Source organism: Salinispira sp., from assembly GCF_059431795.1.
Genome location: NZ_JBXWXS010000031.1, coordinates 259,816 through 275,788, shown reverse-complemented (window position 1 = coordinate 275,788; position 15,973 = coordinate 259,816). Strand labels below are relative to the sequence as shown.

Here is a 15,973-nt window from a genome sequence, read left to right as displayed (position 1 = left end):
ACATTCACAACCCGGCCGCTGACCAGGCTTCCCAGTACAACATCACATGCTGCAAAGCTGAGCAGGGTGATGACCGCCAGTGCGGCGACTATGATTGGTTTCGTGTGTTTCATGGATTACCTCCCGTCCCCTGTGGGGGACTTGTTCGTAATATACTGCGCATTATAGTGAATTCAACAAACCCCGTTCAAAAAAGTGACACCGAAATATTTTTTTCTCAGGAGCTGGGAGGGAGCCGCATGTTTGGTCGCGGTTTGCCCGGGGGGAATACCGCGGCTGAATAAATATTGACATTCCGCGGATTTTTATTCAATACTGGGCATTCCCGTGACGTTGTATCCTGGAGATTTCCTCGTCAGATTCAACGGACGTTTGTAATACCTTATGAACGGATCGTGTAAGGATGAAGCGTGATGCATAATGAAACGGGACGCATATAGGAGCAGCAGCGTATGGCCGATACAGATACCCAGAGGGCAATTCTTCTTTTATCCTGTCCGGATACCCGGGGGATTGTTGCCGAGGTGAGCTATTTTATTACCACATACAATGGAAATATTCTGGACTCCCAGCAGCATTCGGACCCGGATACCCGCACGTTTTTCATGAGGGTGGAATGGGATCTTGCAGATTTCACCATTGCGGCGGAGAAGATTGCTTCGGCATTTGATCCTATTGCCGAGAAATATTCCATGGACTGGAGAATTGAGTTCAGTTCCCGGCAGCACCGAATGGCGATTTTTGTAAGCCAGTATGATCATTGCCTTTATGATCTCATTCTCCGCAACAGGGAAGGGGAGACCCACGCGGATATCCGCTGCGTCATCGGCAACCATGAAAAAATGCAGGGGATTGCCGATATTTTTGATATTCCGTTTTATCATATGAAGGTGAGCAAATCCAATAAAGCAGAGGTTGAGAAGCAGCAGCTTGAGATTCTTGAGAAGGAACAGATTGATGTGATTGTCCTTGCCCGCTACATGCAGATTCTCAGCGATGAGTTTGTATCCCATTATCCGAACCGAATTATTAACATTCACCATTCGTTTTTGCCCGCATTCATCGGCGCCAAACCATATCATCAGGCATATCGGAGAGGTGTGAAGATTATTGGTGCTACCAGTCATTATGTTACCGCAGATCTTGATGAAGGACCCATTATCGCTCAGGATGTTGCACGGATAAGCCACCGGGATTCTGTGAAGAATCTTGTCGCCCGGGGAAGGGATCTTGAAAAGCTGGTGCTCACCCGGGCGGTGAAGCTCCATCTGGAACATCGAATCCTGCCGTACGGGAATAAAACGGTGGTATTCGATTAGCAGCAGGATACATACGGAGGGGATGCATGAACACGGAAATTGAAATGAAAGCGTGGGTCGATAATCCTGAGCAAACCCGCAATGTCATACTGGATATGGGCGCATCCCTACTCAGAACGTATGAAAAATCAGACAGCTACTTCGCTCAGACCATTCCACAGGCTGGAAACCGGGATGTACGGCTACGGATGGACGGCACGTCGGCCATCGTCACCATGAAGGACAAAAAACTCCATGAAGGTCTTGAGACCAACAGCGAACGGGAATTCACGGTTTCTGACCCGGAAAACTTTACCTTTCTCCTGGAGAACTCCGGCTACCGGCTGAAAATCACTAAACAGAAAAAAGGCACAGCATACCAATATGGGGAATACCTGCTGGAGCTTTCTCTTGTCCGGGGTTTGGGCTGGTTCCTGGAAATTGAGCGGGTGGTTCCCGGTAATGCTCCGGCTGAGCAGGTGGAGCAAAGCAGAGAGGAAATACAGAACATATTCAGCAGCCTGGGAATACCCGAAACTGCCGTGGAAAGCCGGCGCTACACCCAGATGTTGGAAGACCAAATTCTGGAAGACTAAATGCCTGAAGACCAGAAACTAGAAAAACGGAAGCACTGACCCGCGGGCGTCACACAATCACCCAGCTACTGTTCCACTTTCGTTTCGCAGTTATCCAGCCGTCGCTCCAAAGGCCTCCCTATAGGTTTTTCAGAATTCTCTTCCCATCCTCAAGCTGGGCCTTCGCCGCTTCAGACCAGCGGTACATATGGCTCTCTTCAAAAGTACCTCTGGGTTTTCTTGGTGGCATGTTGCGAAACTGAAGCAGCTTTCGAATTTCGTGTTCTGCGGCGGTGAGCCGGTCTGTATTTCCCCGCTTCAGAAGCCGTGTGGTGGGCAGGTCCTCCAGGGCTTCGTTAAACCACAGTGCATCATCTAGCTCATCTACCCCCAGCTTCAGCCTGAACTCAACCTCCAGCCGGTGATCCCCTGCCACTCCGTTGGGTCTTGGGAAGGTATTGGCCACCGTCGCTTCGGTCTCGGTATTTCCGGAAGAAAGGATTTCCTCCAGTTCCATCTTTACAAGCTCCCAATCGTGGAAATTCCGTCTGCTGTAGGTGGCAAGGTATTTATATATCTTTTCCGCCGCAGCCATGAATCTCCGGGAATTGTCGGCAATCTGCAGTTCGGGTTTCAGACGGGGATCCAGCCAGCTCAGGTTCCAGATATCCGGGTTCCGGCCAATCTGGGCATGCCCTGCTGGAGGAATGGGATTAAAGTTCTCTATCCGGTTGATGCCGCTGTTCCGCCCGAGAAAATTCTGGTGGGCCCAGCTGTCGGCATATGTGTGAAGAGCGATTCCCACCCGGTAGGGGTTGCGGGTTTTCAGCGCTTGTATGAGAAGTTCCTTCGCCGGCGGGGAATTGGGTATAACCAGTTCAGCTGTTTCAGGCCGCTTCCCCTTAAGCCGGTCCGATGCCAGTGGAGCGTTCCCCGAAGGAAAAAAATGGAAGGGTATCCACACTTCATCTTCCTGGGATTTATCCCAGAATCCGAAGTGGTGGGTGGGCTGAATGACGTAGGGCGCTGAAGCGCCGGTATCAACCTGGACGGGGATGAGGGAGCGGTCCACCAGCTGACTGGAAAATGCAATAATCTCCGCATTATCCTCGTCAATTCCCCCTCGCAAAGCCAGGAATTTTACTGCATAATAATGAAAAATCCGGTTCATACCAGCAATGTACACAATTTTCGGAGTCCAATGAAGATATTTAGCATTCCCCAGACCATTGATGTAATCTGTTTTGATATTGACAGCACCCTCTACACCCACCCCGGCTATGCCGCCCATCAGTACGATGTGCTCTATGATGCTCTGTCCCGGCATCTGAGGCAGAATGATGACGGCCTGCGAGAACAACTGAGAGAACAAATAGAGGCTTGGAGAATAGAGCAGGCCGGAGGGACAGAAGGGAATAAACCCTCCCTGGGTACGGCGTTCACCCATTTCGGTGCGGATATTTCCCTGAGCATCCGCTGGCGTTCGGAATATATTCGCCCGGAAGATTATCTTCAGCCAGATGCCCGGCTGAATGAAACCCTGAGCAGCCTGTCGTCAATCTGCGGCCGGCGTTCAATTGAGAATCATCTTTGGCAACCCGGAGATCCTGAGAGCGGGAGCCGGGAGTCATTGGGGGGCGCAGTGGTATTTGCCGCGGTAACCAATAATCCGGTGGATATTGCCCGGCGCACCCTTCACGCCCTGGGCGTGGAGCGTCACTTCTCCCGCATTGTGGGGCTGGATACCGCAGGGAGGTCAAAGCCCGAATCCCCCCACTACGATCTTGCCCTAGGTTCGAGCGATCCCTGCAATGCTCTTGCAGTGGGGGACCGCTACCATGTTGATATTCAGCCCGCCCTGGAGCGGAAGATGGGGGCCGTGCTTGTGGACGGGGTGGAAGATGTGTATGAGCTTCCCCGTATTATTCGTGCCTCACAGCAAAATCAGTGATTGGATCACACAAGGAGCCGAGATATGGGTGACCGACGGTATAATTTTTTTCATGTGGAGGAGAGTTTCCGCAGAGTGCTGCGGCATTCCAGCCTGCTGTCCCATGCTGAATGGGAATTCCACCTGCTAATTAACCCCGGAGCCGGTGGCTTCAATCTGGCCGGTTTGAGGCAAACCTTCTCCGGATCCCTTCCGGAAGGGATCCGAACGCTTATTGAAAGCAGCATGGAAGCGGTACAGGACCGGAGCGAACAGTGCCGGGATGAGGAGGTGGAGCTGTATCTTCATCTCAGCGCATATCCCGGACAGGCGGGGCACACCGCAGCCACAATTGCCGAGTCCGCACGCCACTCGGATTTGAAGGTCATGATTGTAAGCATCGGCGGAGACGGAACCCATCGTGAAATTATGGACGCCCTTCAAGGATATGAGGATCTTGAATCCTCTTCCGTGTGTTTGTTCCGGTTTCCCTTAGGCTCGGGCAACGATGCCGCGGATGCCAAAACCCCCCAGGACGCCTGGCGGCTGCTCCTGGAGGAAGGGGGCAGCCATCGTTCAAGGGCGCTGGAAATTCGCTACGCTTCCAGGAAACTCCGCTATGCATATAATATTGCCAGTATCGGCATAGACGCACACATTGTACGGCTGACGAATCATCTTAAAGACCGCCTTCCGGGGAATTTCTATAAATTTGTAACAGATATTTCCGTACCCTTTTATCCGAGAATTTACCGTATCAGAGATGTGGTGGTGAAAGGTCAGGATGGGGAGGGGAAGCAGATCAGCCACAGGTTTCCCCTGGGGCTCCTTGCAATGGGGGTGAGCGGTGGCCGCACCTACGGTCACGGGTTGAATATTCTTCCATCAGAAGAAAATCTCTGCGCAATCCGGCTGGGGGGACTGGGAAAAAATATCAGAATGAAAAAAGCCCTCTATGAGTCACGCCACGGCGAACTGGATTTTGTCACCCTGTACAGCTGTAATGACTTGAGGGTTGAGTATCCCGGTGCCGTGCCTATACAGTTTGACGGCGAGGTGGAGATGCTCGACCCCCGGGATTTTCCTTTGAACATGCGTATTGTGGACACCGGGATTCCCGTATTCTCTCTGCCGGATAATCCGGAAGCCTAAAAGTCGTAATACTTGTGTGCTTCCACGAAACTGTGAAAACCCGCTTCCCGGATGGTTTCCCGGTAATCGTTATAGTTGTCCGGATAGTGCATGAGCAGAGTTTTTGCCTTAATTTCCGGATCCAGGGTTTTCAGATCTTCGAAGGGGGCGTGCACGCCGCCGGGGAAGAACTGAACATCGTGGAAGATATGTTCTATTGGAAATCGGGACGTGATGGTTTCCACCATGCTCCGGTCAAAGCGGGTATCGCCGCTGAACAGAATTTTCCTGTCGATAATTAATCCGGTGCTGTACGCGCTGTCTTTCCAGCTTTCCGCGCTGTCCGGGTAATGCATGGTTCGAAAGAGAATGAGGTTGAAACCCGCATAATCGATTTCCCAAGCATCCCGGTCCAGACCCCGGTATTTTTTCGGATGATGGGGAACAAAAAAATCTTCAAAGCCCAGAAATCCGTGTTTCTTGGATTCGTTCCATGCGGAGCCGCCTTTAAGACTGTCGTTCCAAAGGAGCTTTTCATATTTGGGGGTGATCACAATATGGGGTTTTTGTTTTTTCACATACCGACCCAAGAGGATGGCTTCTTCCAGCCCTCCAATGTGGTCAGCATGGGAGTGGGTGATGAGGAAATTTTTGATATCGGTTACCCCATGCCCCAGCTGATACAGAGCTTCAGGCGCACGTGTACCGCAGTCGATCATAATGTGCCCATCGCCCTTAATTAAGAGATAATTGTTCTGATAATTTTTCTTTGTAAATGCACTTCCCGTACCCACAGGGAAAACAGTCAGCTGACCATCATTCTGCAGTTGAAGCGTACCTTCCAGTTCCCGTATTTGCAAAAACGATTCCTTTCTTATGTATTACTGCACAGTATAAATCTATAAGACATATCAAGTAAATGTATAATTTATTAAATTCGATTATACCTTATGAACAATATACACCTGAGAGCTCCGGCTTTCCAGAAAAAACGCCAATAAGTGAATGATTATTCGCGTATTTCCCGCTCTTTCCAAAGGGAGACCATGCGAGAAAATTCAGCCTCCCCGCCGCACTCTTGGAGAATATGATGAAACTCAATCCCATCTGAATCCTCACGTACAGTTCGAACCTGGGACACCAGGACCTGATCCAGGACCGCCTCCCGCAGGTATTTTATCCGGAAACTGACCGGTTGAAACCGGGAGCGAAGCTCAGAGGGAATGGCTTCCACCCCTCCGGCGATATAGCGGATATTGCTTACGTGGCCGTTGAAGTCTATGTCATAGGAGCGGATGGGCTGGCAGATGCTCCAGGCTTTTTGCCCTTCCTCCCAGGGATGCCTCAGACCGCAGTCACCGTAGGCCAGCGGAGATGGGGCGTGTTCCAGCGAGGGCTCATGAAATCTATAACCCGGATACAGGGGGGAGTGGGGTTCGCCAAGTTTTGCGGCGTAGGCTGCGATTTTCTCCGGTTTATTTCCCGGAGTTCGTACAATGACCCAGCTGCTGCTTCCCTGGGCAATGGAAATGTCCCGATCGTCATATACCCGGAAATCTATGCTCAGGCGGAATCCCCGGATGCTGCTTACCCAGGTTTCCACGGTGACTGTGCTGCGCCATCGGGGCATATGATGCTGAAAATCGATGCATACATCGCTGAGCACCCAGGTGCGGCCCTGCTTCTGCAGATCATAGGCCGCCAACATATGATCCGCAAAATTTTGAGCCATGGTATCCTGAAAATAGGAGGCTATGTGGTAGGGTTTGAGACAGTAGTTCTCATCAATTTCAAAACCCCGCACCGTATATTCCCTGCTGAATTTCATGTAAGTCTCCTTGATTTCGGTCGGTTATCTGAGTATGTAAATCTGACTATGGGACAGATAATCCCTGCTGGGGAAAACTCCGGTCAGTTCAACGTTATGCTGTGGCGCATATCCGGAAGAAACCGGAATTTTTGACGAATGGTTTCAACTTCATTCAGATCGATCTCTGCGGTGAGCACTTCATCTTCACGGGGATTCCCGTTTAAAGGGATGGTTCTGCCGTCAGGGGCTGCAATCATGGATTCTCCGGAGTAGACAACGCCGTTGCCGTCTGTGCCCAGGCGGTTAACAGCGGCAACAAAGCACTGGTTCTCCACAGCCCTGGCGGTAATTAATGCCTTCCAATGGCTGATCCTGGAGACGGGCCAGTTGGCAATAATAACTATGAGATTGCTCCGGACGGCATTCACCCGGAACATTTCCGGAAAACGGAGGTCATAGCAGATTCCCGGACTGATCCGCAAATCTTTATATGTGAATATTTCACCGCTTGCGGTCCCAGCGGCAAAGTGGTCCTGTTCGTTCACATAGCTGAACGGATGAATTTTCTTATAATCTCCGATTCGCTTCCCCCGGGGGTTCATGAACAGGGCTGAATTAAAAAAATGACCCCCTGTTGATTCAACCGTACCGGCAATAAGGGCTGAATCGCAGGCAGATGCCGCATTTGAGAACGTCTGCACGGCCCGTTTCTGAACTTCAGCTGTGAAAATCTCGGGGTCCATTCCGAAGCCGGAGGTGCACATTTCCGGGAAAATGATGAGATCACAGTCCCCGGGAAGCCGATCGGAGATGCGGACAAGGGCGGGAAAATTTTCTTCGGGATTCAGCCAATGGGGTTGAAATTGAACCATGCAAAGTTTCATTGCTACCTCCAAAAATATAGTACTATCCAAATCCTTGTGCTTCAAGGAGTTGGAGATATTTTTCCTTGCGGATATGGTTTTCTGTAGTAAAATTATCAGAACCCCACTGCGGTTTTGGGGACCGCAGAGCTAGGGCCGGATCTGGAAAGGTTTCCATTTTCGGTTCATACACCGGGTACAGGGGGGACGTAAGCGGTGTAGGCAGATAGAAACAGCTATCCAATTTTTGTGGGCCGCATGTTTGGTTTTTCAGCTTTTTCAGGAGGAGTAATGCACCCGAAACATCAAGGGCGTAAATTCGCAGTAGTATTCAAAATAATGCTGTTTGGCATAATGGCCGCAGCATTGGTTTCATGCAGCAATGTGGTATTAAATGAGGGCGGAAACAGTCCCGCCTCTGAGCTTGAGCCTCTCAGCCGGAACGTGGAGGGCGGAGATCTTCCGGAGATTCCTGTCTATGAGGTGAACCCCACAATTTACCAGGCATTTTACTGGGATGCTTACCCAGGACTCTGGACACAGCTGGAGGATATGGCGGCACCTTTGGCGGAAGCGGGGATTACCGATATGTGGCTGCCACCTGCGGCAAAAGGGTTCTCGGGAACCTACAGCGTGGGCTACGACGTGTACGACTTCTGGGACCTGGGCGAATTTGACCAGAAAGGCACCGTCCCCACACGATACGGCACCAGGAGCGAACTGGATGATGCCCTGCAGGCTTTGGATAGTATGGGAATTGACGCATATTTCGATGTGGTGTTCAATCACCGAATGGGTGCAGACCGGCAACAGTACATCGACGGATTCGGCGATGTGTGGAGCGACTTCGACCTGAACGGACGGGACGTATACTACACCCCTGAGGCTTGGGGAAGCCTGTACCATGACTTTGACTGGGATTGGACAGCCTTCAATGGCATAGACGGACAGCTGTTCCCCGGCAAGTACTGGGGCAATAACTATCACTGGCCCTACCTGATGGGCAACGACGTGGACCACAACCGGCCGGAAGTTGCCGATGAAATGAAAGCCTGGGGTGAGTGGATTATTGAAGATGTGGGCTTCGACGGATTCCGTATGGATGCGGTTGCTCACGTGGACAGCGATTTTACCCGGGACTGGGTGAATTATGTGCAGGCGGTTACCGACAAGGATGTGTTTTTTGTGGGTGAAGCCTGGGTAGGCGATGTGGGCGGATACCTGGACCATGTGGGTACCGGTCATCTCAGTGCCTTTGACTTTGCCTTGAGGGAAGATTTTGTGAGTCTCAGCAGCGGAAATAAAGATATGCGCTGGTGGGGCGGCTTGGTGAACAGCGACAAAGGATCACAGGCAGTAACCTTTGTTGATAATCACGACACCAGCCGGGAAGGAAATCCTTACGGAAATCCCCAGGTAGTAAACTATAAGAATCAGGCCTATGCCTACATTCTCATGAAAGAGCAGGGCGTACCCACCGTGTTTGCCCGGGACTATGAAGAGTTCGGCATGGCGCCGACCCTGGACACCCTCATTGAAGCCCGCCGCTATTTCGCCTACGGAACAGGACATGAGCAAAGCGCAAACACCGAAGCGGTGTACAGCTACGTTAGGGAAGGTCTGGACTCTGTACCGGGAACCGGACTGGTCATGCTCCTCTCCGGACGGGACTGGGGAATTCAGGAGAGTTTTGCCATCAACTCCCATCAGCCGAATACTGAATTTTACGATTACACAGGAAATGTGAGCGGAACTGTTGTAACCGACGCATCGGGCTATGGAAACTTCCCGGTAAATATCAGCGAAGGAAACGGATGGTCAATCTGGGTGCCCGTGGCGGATCAGAACCCTCCGCCTCCCGCAGGCTGGAGCCAGGCGTATTTCCGCGGAACCCCCAACTCCTGGGCCACCTCCGATATGGTGAAAAACGCCGATACAGGCCTTTGGGAATTCAGCGCGGTGTTCGGCGGCGACAACCCCCGTTTCAAGATCGACCGCTACGGGGACTGGACCGAAAGCTATCCCCAGGAAGATTATCTGATCACTGAAGGTTCAGGCGAGTACGCAATCAGCTTCGATGATGCGGGCAAAGATATCACCGTTGAAAAAATCGGTGACGGCGGCACGGGCAGCGTGACTATACATTATGCCGAGTACGAATATGCCTCAGAATATATCATTCATCCCTGGGACGGGCTGAGTGAAAATATCAGCATGAGCTACGACGGGTTTTATAACGACCGCCACTGGTGGTCCGCAACCCTGGAAAATGCCCCATCCAGTTTCATGTTCTGCTTCACCAACAGCAACGGCAGCTGGGACGGTGTGAACCGGGAATACAGCGGTCAGCAGGGTGATCTGTACGTTCTCCCCCAAGATTCGCAAGTGTATGAACTCAGACCATAGACATGCACACCTGCTCAGGTCCGGTTCGTTATGAACGGCCGGCCTGCGGCAATTATACGAAAGACGTCCGGTACCACGCCGGGCGTCTTTTTTGTGGCGAAATCGGGAAAATCAGGGTAGAGTCGTAAATGCGGCATCGGTCCGACGCATGAGCATCATGGGGGAGAGCAGGGTATGAAATCGAATCTGAACAGGTTCACCTACGGTTTGGGCACCATCGGCAGGGATATGGTCTATTCCCTGGTAAGCATGTATCTGATTTTTTATTTGTCGGATATTCTTCAACTGAGCAACAGTGCCCTGGGCTGGATAACCACCATCATTGTGGGAGCCCGCATTTTTGATGCCATGAACGATCCGTTAATGGGAATTATTGTGGATAACACCCGTACACGCTGGGGGAAATTCAAGCCCTGGATCAGTTTCGGGGCGGTCAGTTCGGCGCTGTTTACCGTGCTGCTGTTTACCGACTTCGGATTCCGGGGAACGGCGTATACGGTCTCCTTTGCGGTCATTTACCTCTTCTGGGGAATTACCTATACGGCCAATGATATTTCCTACTGGTCCATGCTGCCCTCGCTCTCTGTGAGTCAGAATGAGCGGGAAAAGCTTGGGGCTTTCGCACGAATATGCGCAAACCTGGGGTTGTTCGCAGTGGTGGTGGGAATTGTTCCGGTAACCACTGCCCTGGGAGAAAGCCTGGGCAGCATGAAACAGGCGTATTTTGTGTTCGCATTGATTATCGCGGGAATACTGATCGCAGGTCAGAGTATTACCGTGTTCGGGGTGCGGGAACCCCGCTCCATGTTTCAAAATTATCAGCACACCACCCTGAAAGGACTGCTGGAAGCAATCTTCAAGAACGACCAGCTTCTGTTTACCGCCGTCTCCTACTCGCTGTTTATGATCGGCTATGTGACCACCACCAGCTTCGGCCTCTATTTTTTCAAATACGCCTACGGCAATGAGAGCATGTACTCCATTTTTGCCCTGGTGCTGGGTGTGAGCCAGATTACCGCTCTGCTGATCTTTCCCCTGATTAGTAAGCGCATACCCCGACGGCGCTTCTACAGCATCGCAACGGTTCTGGTGCTCCTGGGCTACGTGGTATTCTTCTTCGCACCCATGAATATGATCTATATCGGAGCGGCGGGTATTCTCCTCTTTGTAGGCCAGGCGTTTATTCAGCTGCTGATGCTCTTGTTTCTCTCAGATACTATTGAGTACGGTCAGCGGAAACTCGGGCGGCGAAATGAAAGTGTCACTTTTGCACTCCAGCCCTTCATTAACAAGATCGGAGGCGCAGCGGCCTCAGGGGTGGTAGGGGCCACCATTATTATTTCCGGAATAAATGATGCCCAGACCGCCTCTGATGTGAGTGCACAGGGGTTGCTCATGATGAAAGTAGCCATGATGGTTCTCCCGCTGATTCTCATTGTGGCCGGCTACATTATCTACCTGAAAAAGTATAAAATCAGCGAGGAATACTACGCTGAAATTATCAGCGATCTGGAAAAACGGGGCGACTTAAACCTCAATGCCGCAGATTCAAATCAGCGGCCGGACAGCGAGAGTCAGGAATAATCAGCTGCAAGAGCTGAAGGAAATAATACGGAGAAAAATATTTGCGGGAGTTGGACAATTGTTGCTCCCGAAGATATATTTATATATATGAGTGCAATAACAAATATTCCGGAAATGAGTACGGCCATGAGTAACCAGCAGGTACGTCAGGAAGCTGCGGTGAACATTCTCGACAGCTCCCTGGACAGTGCCGAAGCTCAGGCTGAACAGTTAATACAGATGATGGAGTTCAAGGACCCCATGGTGGGAAATCTTGTGGATGTGAAGGCCTGAATTTCTCCGCAGGCACTGAATTACCTCTTCTCTAAAATCTGTTTTCTCCAAACTACTCGATGTTTTTGAATAGTGCTCCCATTATTCTCACCGCACATCTGTTTTACGTGGGCTTACGCTTTGAAACTGTCTACTAAAAAAATCAATGACAACCACTCCATATAGTGTTTTATTTAGAAAACCGTAGAAAAAAACACTATATATACTTGCATAATCAACTGAACTGTGGAAAGCTTGTTCTATCAGGTAATGCCGGACGCTGTTTTTGTGTCCGGCGGAAGACCGGTGAAAATCCGGCGCAGCCCCCGCTACTGTAATGCTGACGAAATCCAAGTGTGCCACTGGGAAACCGGGAAGGCCGGAAAGTAGGATGATGCAAAGCCAGGAGACCTGCCTGAACTACTCGAACGGGAGGTTCTTCATGAATTGTGCACTCACTGCATTTCCCTAGATCCAATTTTCAATCATCTCTGAACACCAGAACGGCCACATACCGGCGCAGGTTCATGTCCGTATTCGCAAGATGAAATGAATAGGATCAAAACAATGCAAACTCAATATTCTATATATGCCCCCACGGATGAGGGCACTGAGAACTCCTCTGTACCTGGAAATTTGAAATCCCGGGATGGAGGAGAAGTAAAATCCACTGACGCCGGGGGAAATTCAGCCCCGGTTCAGAGTCCCCGGCTCAGTGATCTGGAAGAATACCTTTCCGGTCAGCGTGATTTACTCAATCTCGAGGAATCTGCCCGTCTGGATCTGACGGGTATGACCCGAATGGTGCAAAAAAGTGCACAAAAAGATACCGCTCCGGAAGAGATTTTGAAACTCTGTGTACAGACAGCCGCAAGTCTCATAGAAGTAGATCCCAACTACGATGAGCTGGCCGCTCTTCTGTTGAGGCAAATTCACTACCGGAGACTGTTATCCCGGGAAGCCGGAAAACCAGGCTTTGAACGGGAATACCGGGAACGCTTCGTATGGAATTTACATCGAGGCCTGAAGAACGGCATTCTTGACCACCGTCTCGGAAATTTTGATGCTCGGCGTTTATCGGAAGAGTTGAAACCTGAACGGGATGGGAACATCCGCTATATAGGATGTGAGACCCTGAATGAGCGGTATCTGCTTCGTGATGGCGATGATGTACTGGAAAGCATCCAGGCATTCTGGATGCGTGTGGCAATGGGGCTTTCGATACGTGAAGATGAGCCGGAAAGGAGGGCCGTCGAGTTTTATCATATCATATCTACGCTTCGTTTTATTCCTTCAACACCCACCCTGTTTCATTCGGGTCTCAGTCATCCCCAGCTTTCCAGTTGCTACCTCTCGACGGTTCAGGATGATCTTAGCCATATTTTCAAAGTGATGGGAGATAATGCTGCATTATCCAAGTGGTCCGGAGGAATCGGTAACGACTGGACTCCAGTGAGAGGCACCGGTGCACTCATTAAAAGCACCCGGGTACAGTCCCAGGGAGTAATCCCATTTTTACGGATTGCGAATGATGTAACCGTTGCCATTAACCGATCCGGGAAGCGGCGAGGCGCAAGCTGCGCGTATCTGGAGACCTGGCATTACGATATAGAGGATTTTCTTGATCTTAAGAGGAATACCGGAGATGATCGGCGACGAACCCCGGATATGAATACCGCAAATTGGATACCGGATCTGTTTATGAAGCGGGTGGAAAATGCGCAGCATTGGACCCTGTTTTCCCCTGATGAAACTCCTGAACTGCATGAGCTGTACGGATCTGAATTCCGGAAAAAATACGAAGAGTATGAGAAAGCGGCTTCCAGGGGGGAGATCAGACTTTTTAAGCAAATTGATGCCGAAAAATTGTGGCGTAAAATGCTCACACGACTTTTCGAGACCGGGCACCCCTGGATCACCTTCAAAGACCCTTCAAATATCCGCAGTCCCCAAGACCATGACGGTGTTATCCATAACTCAAACTTGTGCACAGAAATCACCCTGAATAATGGTCCCGACGAAACTGCAGTGTGCAATCTGGGAAGTATTAATCTTGCAATCCATACCGATGAAAAGACCGGACTGGATACGGCTGCTGTGGGTGAAACGGTGACCGCAGCGGTACGCATGCTGGATAATGTGATCGATATTAATTTTTACCCGACAGATGAAGCAGCAGCTTCAAACCTGCGACATCGTCCGGTGGGGCTGGGTGTTCTGGGATTTCAGGATTCCCTTTTCATCCAGAATCTGGGGTTCCATGATTCCGCTGCCATTGAATTTGCCGACAGTTCCATGGAGGTAATCTCCTGGCATGCAATCCGGGCGAGTGCGCTGCTGGCAGCGGAGCGGGGATGCTATGAAAGCTTTCCAGGCAGTAAATGGGACAGGGGAATTCTCCCTCAGGACAGTATTGAGATCCTGGAGAAGGAGAGAGGCGTTCCGGTGGATGTGCCCAGAGGAGGACGTTTGGACTGGTCAGAACCCAGAGAACTCATTCGGCGGCACGGTATGAGGAATTCCAATCTGATGGCTGTGGCGCCCACGGCCACCATATCCAACATTGCCGGAACCTATCCATGCATAGAACCCGCTTATAAAAATCTGTATGTGAAGAGCAATATGTCCGGCGAGTTCACCGTTATCAATAGGTATCTATTCAATGAACTTCGATCCCTCGGACTGTGGGACAAGGAGATGCGAGAGCTGCTGAAATATTACGAAGGTTCCATTCAGCAGATAACCCGGATTCCCCTATACATCCGCAGAAGATATCTTGAGGCCTTTGAAATTGACCCGGGGGTACTGCTTGAATGCACGGCCCGCAGATCCAAGTGGATTGATCAGAGCCAGAGTCACAATGTGTTTATGCGCGGGAGTTCCGGTAAGAAGCTGGACGCACTTTACCGGCTGGCATGGCGAAAGGGGCTGAAAACGACGTACTACCTGCGCACCCTCGGGGTCAGCGGAATTGAGAAGTCCACCTTGGATGCCGGTACGTACGGCTACACTCAGAAGCGCCGTGAGACTGAGGTGGCATCTCCGGGTTCTGATATCTGTAGCCTTCTGGATCCTGACTGCGAGGCCTGCCAATGAAATTTTCCAACCTGAAGGAGTTAGAACATGGCAATTATCAATAATAACACCACAGACCCCAATAAAATTCTGCCCATGACCTATGACTGGGCTAGAAAGCATTATAAAGACGGAGTTGCCAACAACTGGGTTCCTGAAGAGATTCCCATGCAGGACGACATCGAGATGTGGAAATCCGGCCGTCTCAGTGACGGGGAAAGACGGCTGATTCTGTGGAATCTCGGATTTTTCAGCACTGCAGAAAGTCTCACAGCCAATAATATTGTCCTCAGCGTGTATCATCATGTGACAAATCCCGAATGCCGGCAGTATCTCTTGAGGCAGGCTTACGAAGAGGCCGTGCACACCGATACATTTATCTATTGCTGCGACTCACTGGGACTTGATCCCCATGATCTGTACGGGATGTATGAGCGCATCCCCTCCATTCGGCAAAAGGATCATTTTGTCATTTCCCTCACAGAAGGATTACTTGACCCGGGGTTTTCCACCCGGGGTGAGGGGAATATCCGCCGCTTTATCCATGACCTTATCGGGTATTACGTAATAATGGAAGGAATCTTCTTTTATGCGGGATTTGCAATGATGCTTGCCATGAAGCGTCTGAAAAAAATGGTGGGGATCGGGGAGCAGTTTGAATACATCATGAGAGATGAGAGCCTGCATCTTGCGTTCGGGGCAGATCTGATAAATACCATCGTTGCGGAAAACCCCCAGGTGTGGACTGCCGATTTCAAGGAGGAAATCCGTGATCTCATTGGCAGAGCGGTGGAACTTGAAAAAATCTATGCACGAGATGCATGTCCCGATGGTATTTTAGGATTCAATTCCCAACAGTTCTGTGACTATGTTGAGCACATAGCGGACCGCAGGCTGGAACGCATTCACCTTAAAAAAATGTACCATCGTGAAAATCCCTTTCCATGGATGAGCCAGTCAACAGACCTGGCCAAGGAAAAGAATTTTTTCGAAACACGGGTCACCGAATATCAGATAGCAGGAAATCTGGATTGGGATGATTAGTCCGT

The 15,973-nt window shown here is 50.7% G+C and carries 13 protein-coding genes and 1 riboswitch; of the genes, 9 read left to right on the top strand and 4 right to left on the bottom strand.

All coding sequences use genetic code 11. The annotated features are described in order from the left end of the window. Positions 1–452: 452 nt before the first annotated feature. Together purU and cyaB are read left to right on the top strand one after the other, a co-directional pair. A complete protein-coding gene (gene purU, locus AC52PS_RS11135) occupies positions 453–1,319 on the top strand; it encodes a formyltetrahydrofolate deformylase (RefSeq protein WP_495563137.1) in 867 nt (288 codons plus the stop codon). 26 nt (positions 1,320–1,345) lie between these two features. Next, entirely contained in the window at positions 1,346–1,894 is a 549-nt protein-coding gene (gene cyaB, locus AC52PS_RS11130; protein ID WP_495563136.1) for a class IV adenylate cyclase, read from the top strand. Between the two features lie 118 nt (positions 1,895–2,012). Here the strand turns inward: cyaB and AC52PS_RS11125 are convergent, their stop codons facing one another. Beyond that, on the bottom strand, positions 2,013–3,044 hold the full coding sequence (locus AC52PS_RS11125) for a DUF6765 family protein (protein ID WP_495563135.1): 1,032 nt from the start codon (positions 3,042–3,044) through the stop codon (positions 2,013–2,015). A 30-nt stretch (positions 3,045–3,074) separates the two neighbouring features. On the opposite strand from AC52PS_RS11125, the gene AC52PS_RS11120 reads away from it, so the two are divergent. Both AC52PS_RS11120 and AC52PS_RS11115 read left to right on the top strand, forming a co-directional pair. Beyond that, complete coding sequence (locus AC52PS_RS11120; RefSeq protein ID WP_495563134.1) at positions 3,075–3,824, top strand: HAD family hydrolase; 750 nt, start codon at positions 3,075–3,077, stop codon at positions 3,822–3,824. A gap of 24 nt (positions 3,825–3,848) precedes the next feature. Next, on the top strand, positions 3,849–4,955 hold the full coding sequence (locus AC52PS_RS11115; protein ID WP_495563133.1) for a diacylglycerol/lipid kinase family protein: 1,107 nt from the start codon (positions 3,849–3,851) through the stop codon (positions 4,953–4,955). Here AC52PS_RS11115 and AC52PS_RS11110 read toward each other — a convergent pair. The 3 genes from AC52PS_RS11110 to AC52PS_RS11100 all read right to left on the bottom strand — a co-directional run bounded on the left by AC52PS_RS11110 (position 4,952) and on the right by AC52PS_RS11100 (position 7,628). Next, positions 4,952–5,794, bottom strand: coding sequence for an MBL fold metallo-hydrolase (locus tag AC52PS_RS11110; protein WP_495563132.1), 843 nt, complete (start codon positions 5,792–5,794; stop codon positions 4,952–4,954). The two genes, AC52PS_RS11115 and AC52PS_RS11110, sit on opposite strands and share 4 nt — an antisense overlap. A gap of 149 nt (positions 5,795–5,943) precedes the next feature. After that, positions 5,944–6,762: an acyl-[acyl-carrier-protein] thioesterase gene (locus AC52PS_RS11105; RefSeq protein WP_495563131.1), complete on the bottom strand. Its 819-nt coding sequence runs from the start codon at positions 6,760–6,762 to the stop codon at positions 5,944–5,946. A gap of 83 nt (positions 6,763–6,845) precedes the next feature. Next, positions 6,846–7,628 (bottom strand): nitrilase-related carbon-nitrogen hydrolase, encoded by a 783-nt coding sequence (locus AC52PS_RS11100; protein ID WP_495563130.1) that lies wholly within the window; start codon positions 7,626–7,628, stop codon positions 6,846–6,848. A gap of 270 nt (positions 7,629–7,898) precedes the next feature. Between AC52PS_RS11100 and AC52PS_RS11095 the strand changes: the two genes are divergently transcribed. The 5 genes from AC52PS_RS11095 (at position 7,899) to AC52PS_RS11075 (ending at position 15,968) form a co-directional block, all read left to right on the top strand. Beyond that, the gene (locus tag AC52PS_RS11095) at positions 7,899–10,013 is read left to right on the top strand and encodes an alpha-amylase domain-containing protein (protein ID WP_495563129.1); all 2,115 of its coding nucleotides are present in this window, start codon (positions 7,899–7,901) and stop codon (positions 10,011–10,013) included. A 174-nt stretch (positions 10,014–10,187) separates the two neighbouring features. Next, positions 10,188–11,597, top strand: coding sequence for a glycoside-pentoside-hexuronide (GPH):cation symporter (locus tag AC52PS_RS11090; RefSeq protein ID WP_495563128.1), 1,410 nt, complete (start codon positions 10,188–10,190; stop codon positions 11,595–11,597). 87 nt (positions 11,598–11,684) lie between these two features. Then, positions 11,685–11,870: a YjfB family protein gene (locus AC52PS_RS11085; RefSeq protein ID WP_495563127.1), complete on the top strand. Its 186-nt coding sequence runs from the start codon at positions 11,685–11,687 to the stop codon at positions 11,868–11,870. Between the two features lie 227 nt (positions 11,871–12,097). After that, a riboswitch (cobalamin riboswitch) is annotated at positions 12,098–12,282 on the top strand. A gap of 134 nt (positions 12,283–12,416) precedes the next feature. Then, the gene (locus AC52PS_RS11080; RefSeq protein WP_495563126.1) at positions 12,417–14,945 is read left to right on the top strand and encodes a ribonucleoside-diphosphate reductase subunit alpha; all 2,529 of its coding nucleotides are present in this window, start codon (positions 12,417–12,419) and stop codon (positions 14,943–14,945) included. A 27-nt stretch (positions 14,946–14,972) separates the two neighbouring features. Next, complete coding sequence (locus tag AC52PS_RS11075) at positions 14,973–15,968, top strand: ribonucleotide-diphosphate reductase subunit beta (RefSeq protein WP_495563125.1); 996 nt, start codon at positions 14,973–14,975, stop codon at positions 15,966–15,968. Positions 15,969–15,973: the final 5 nt, after the last annotated feature.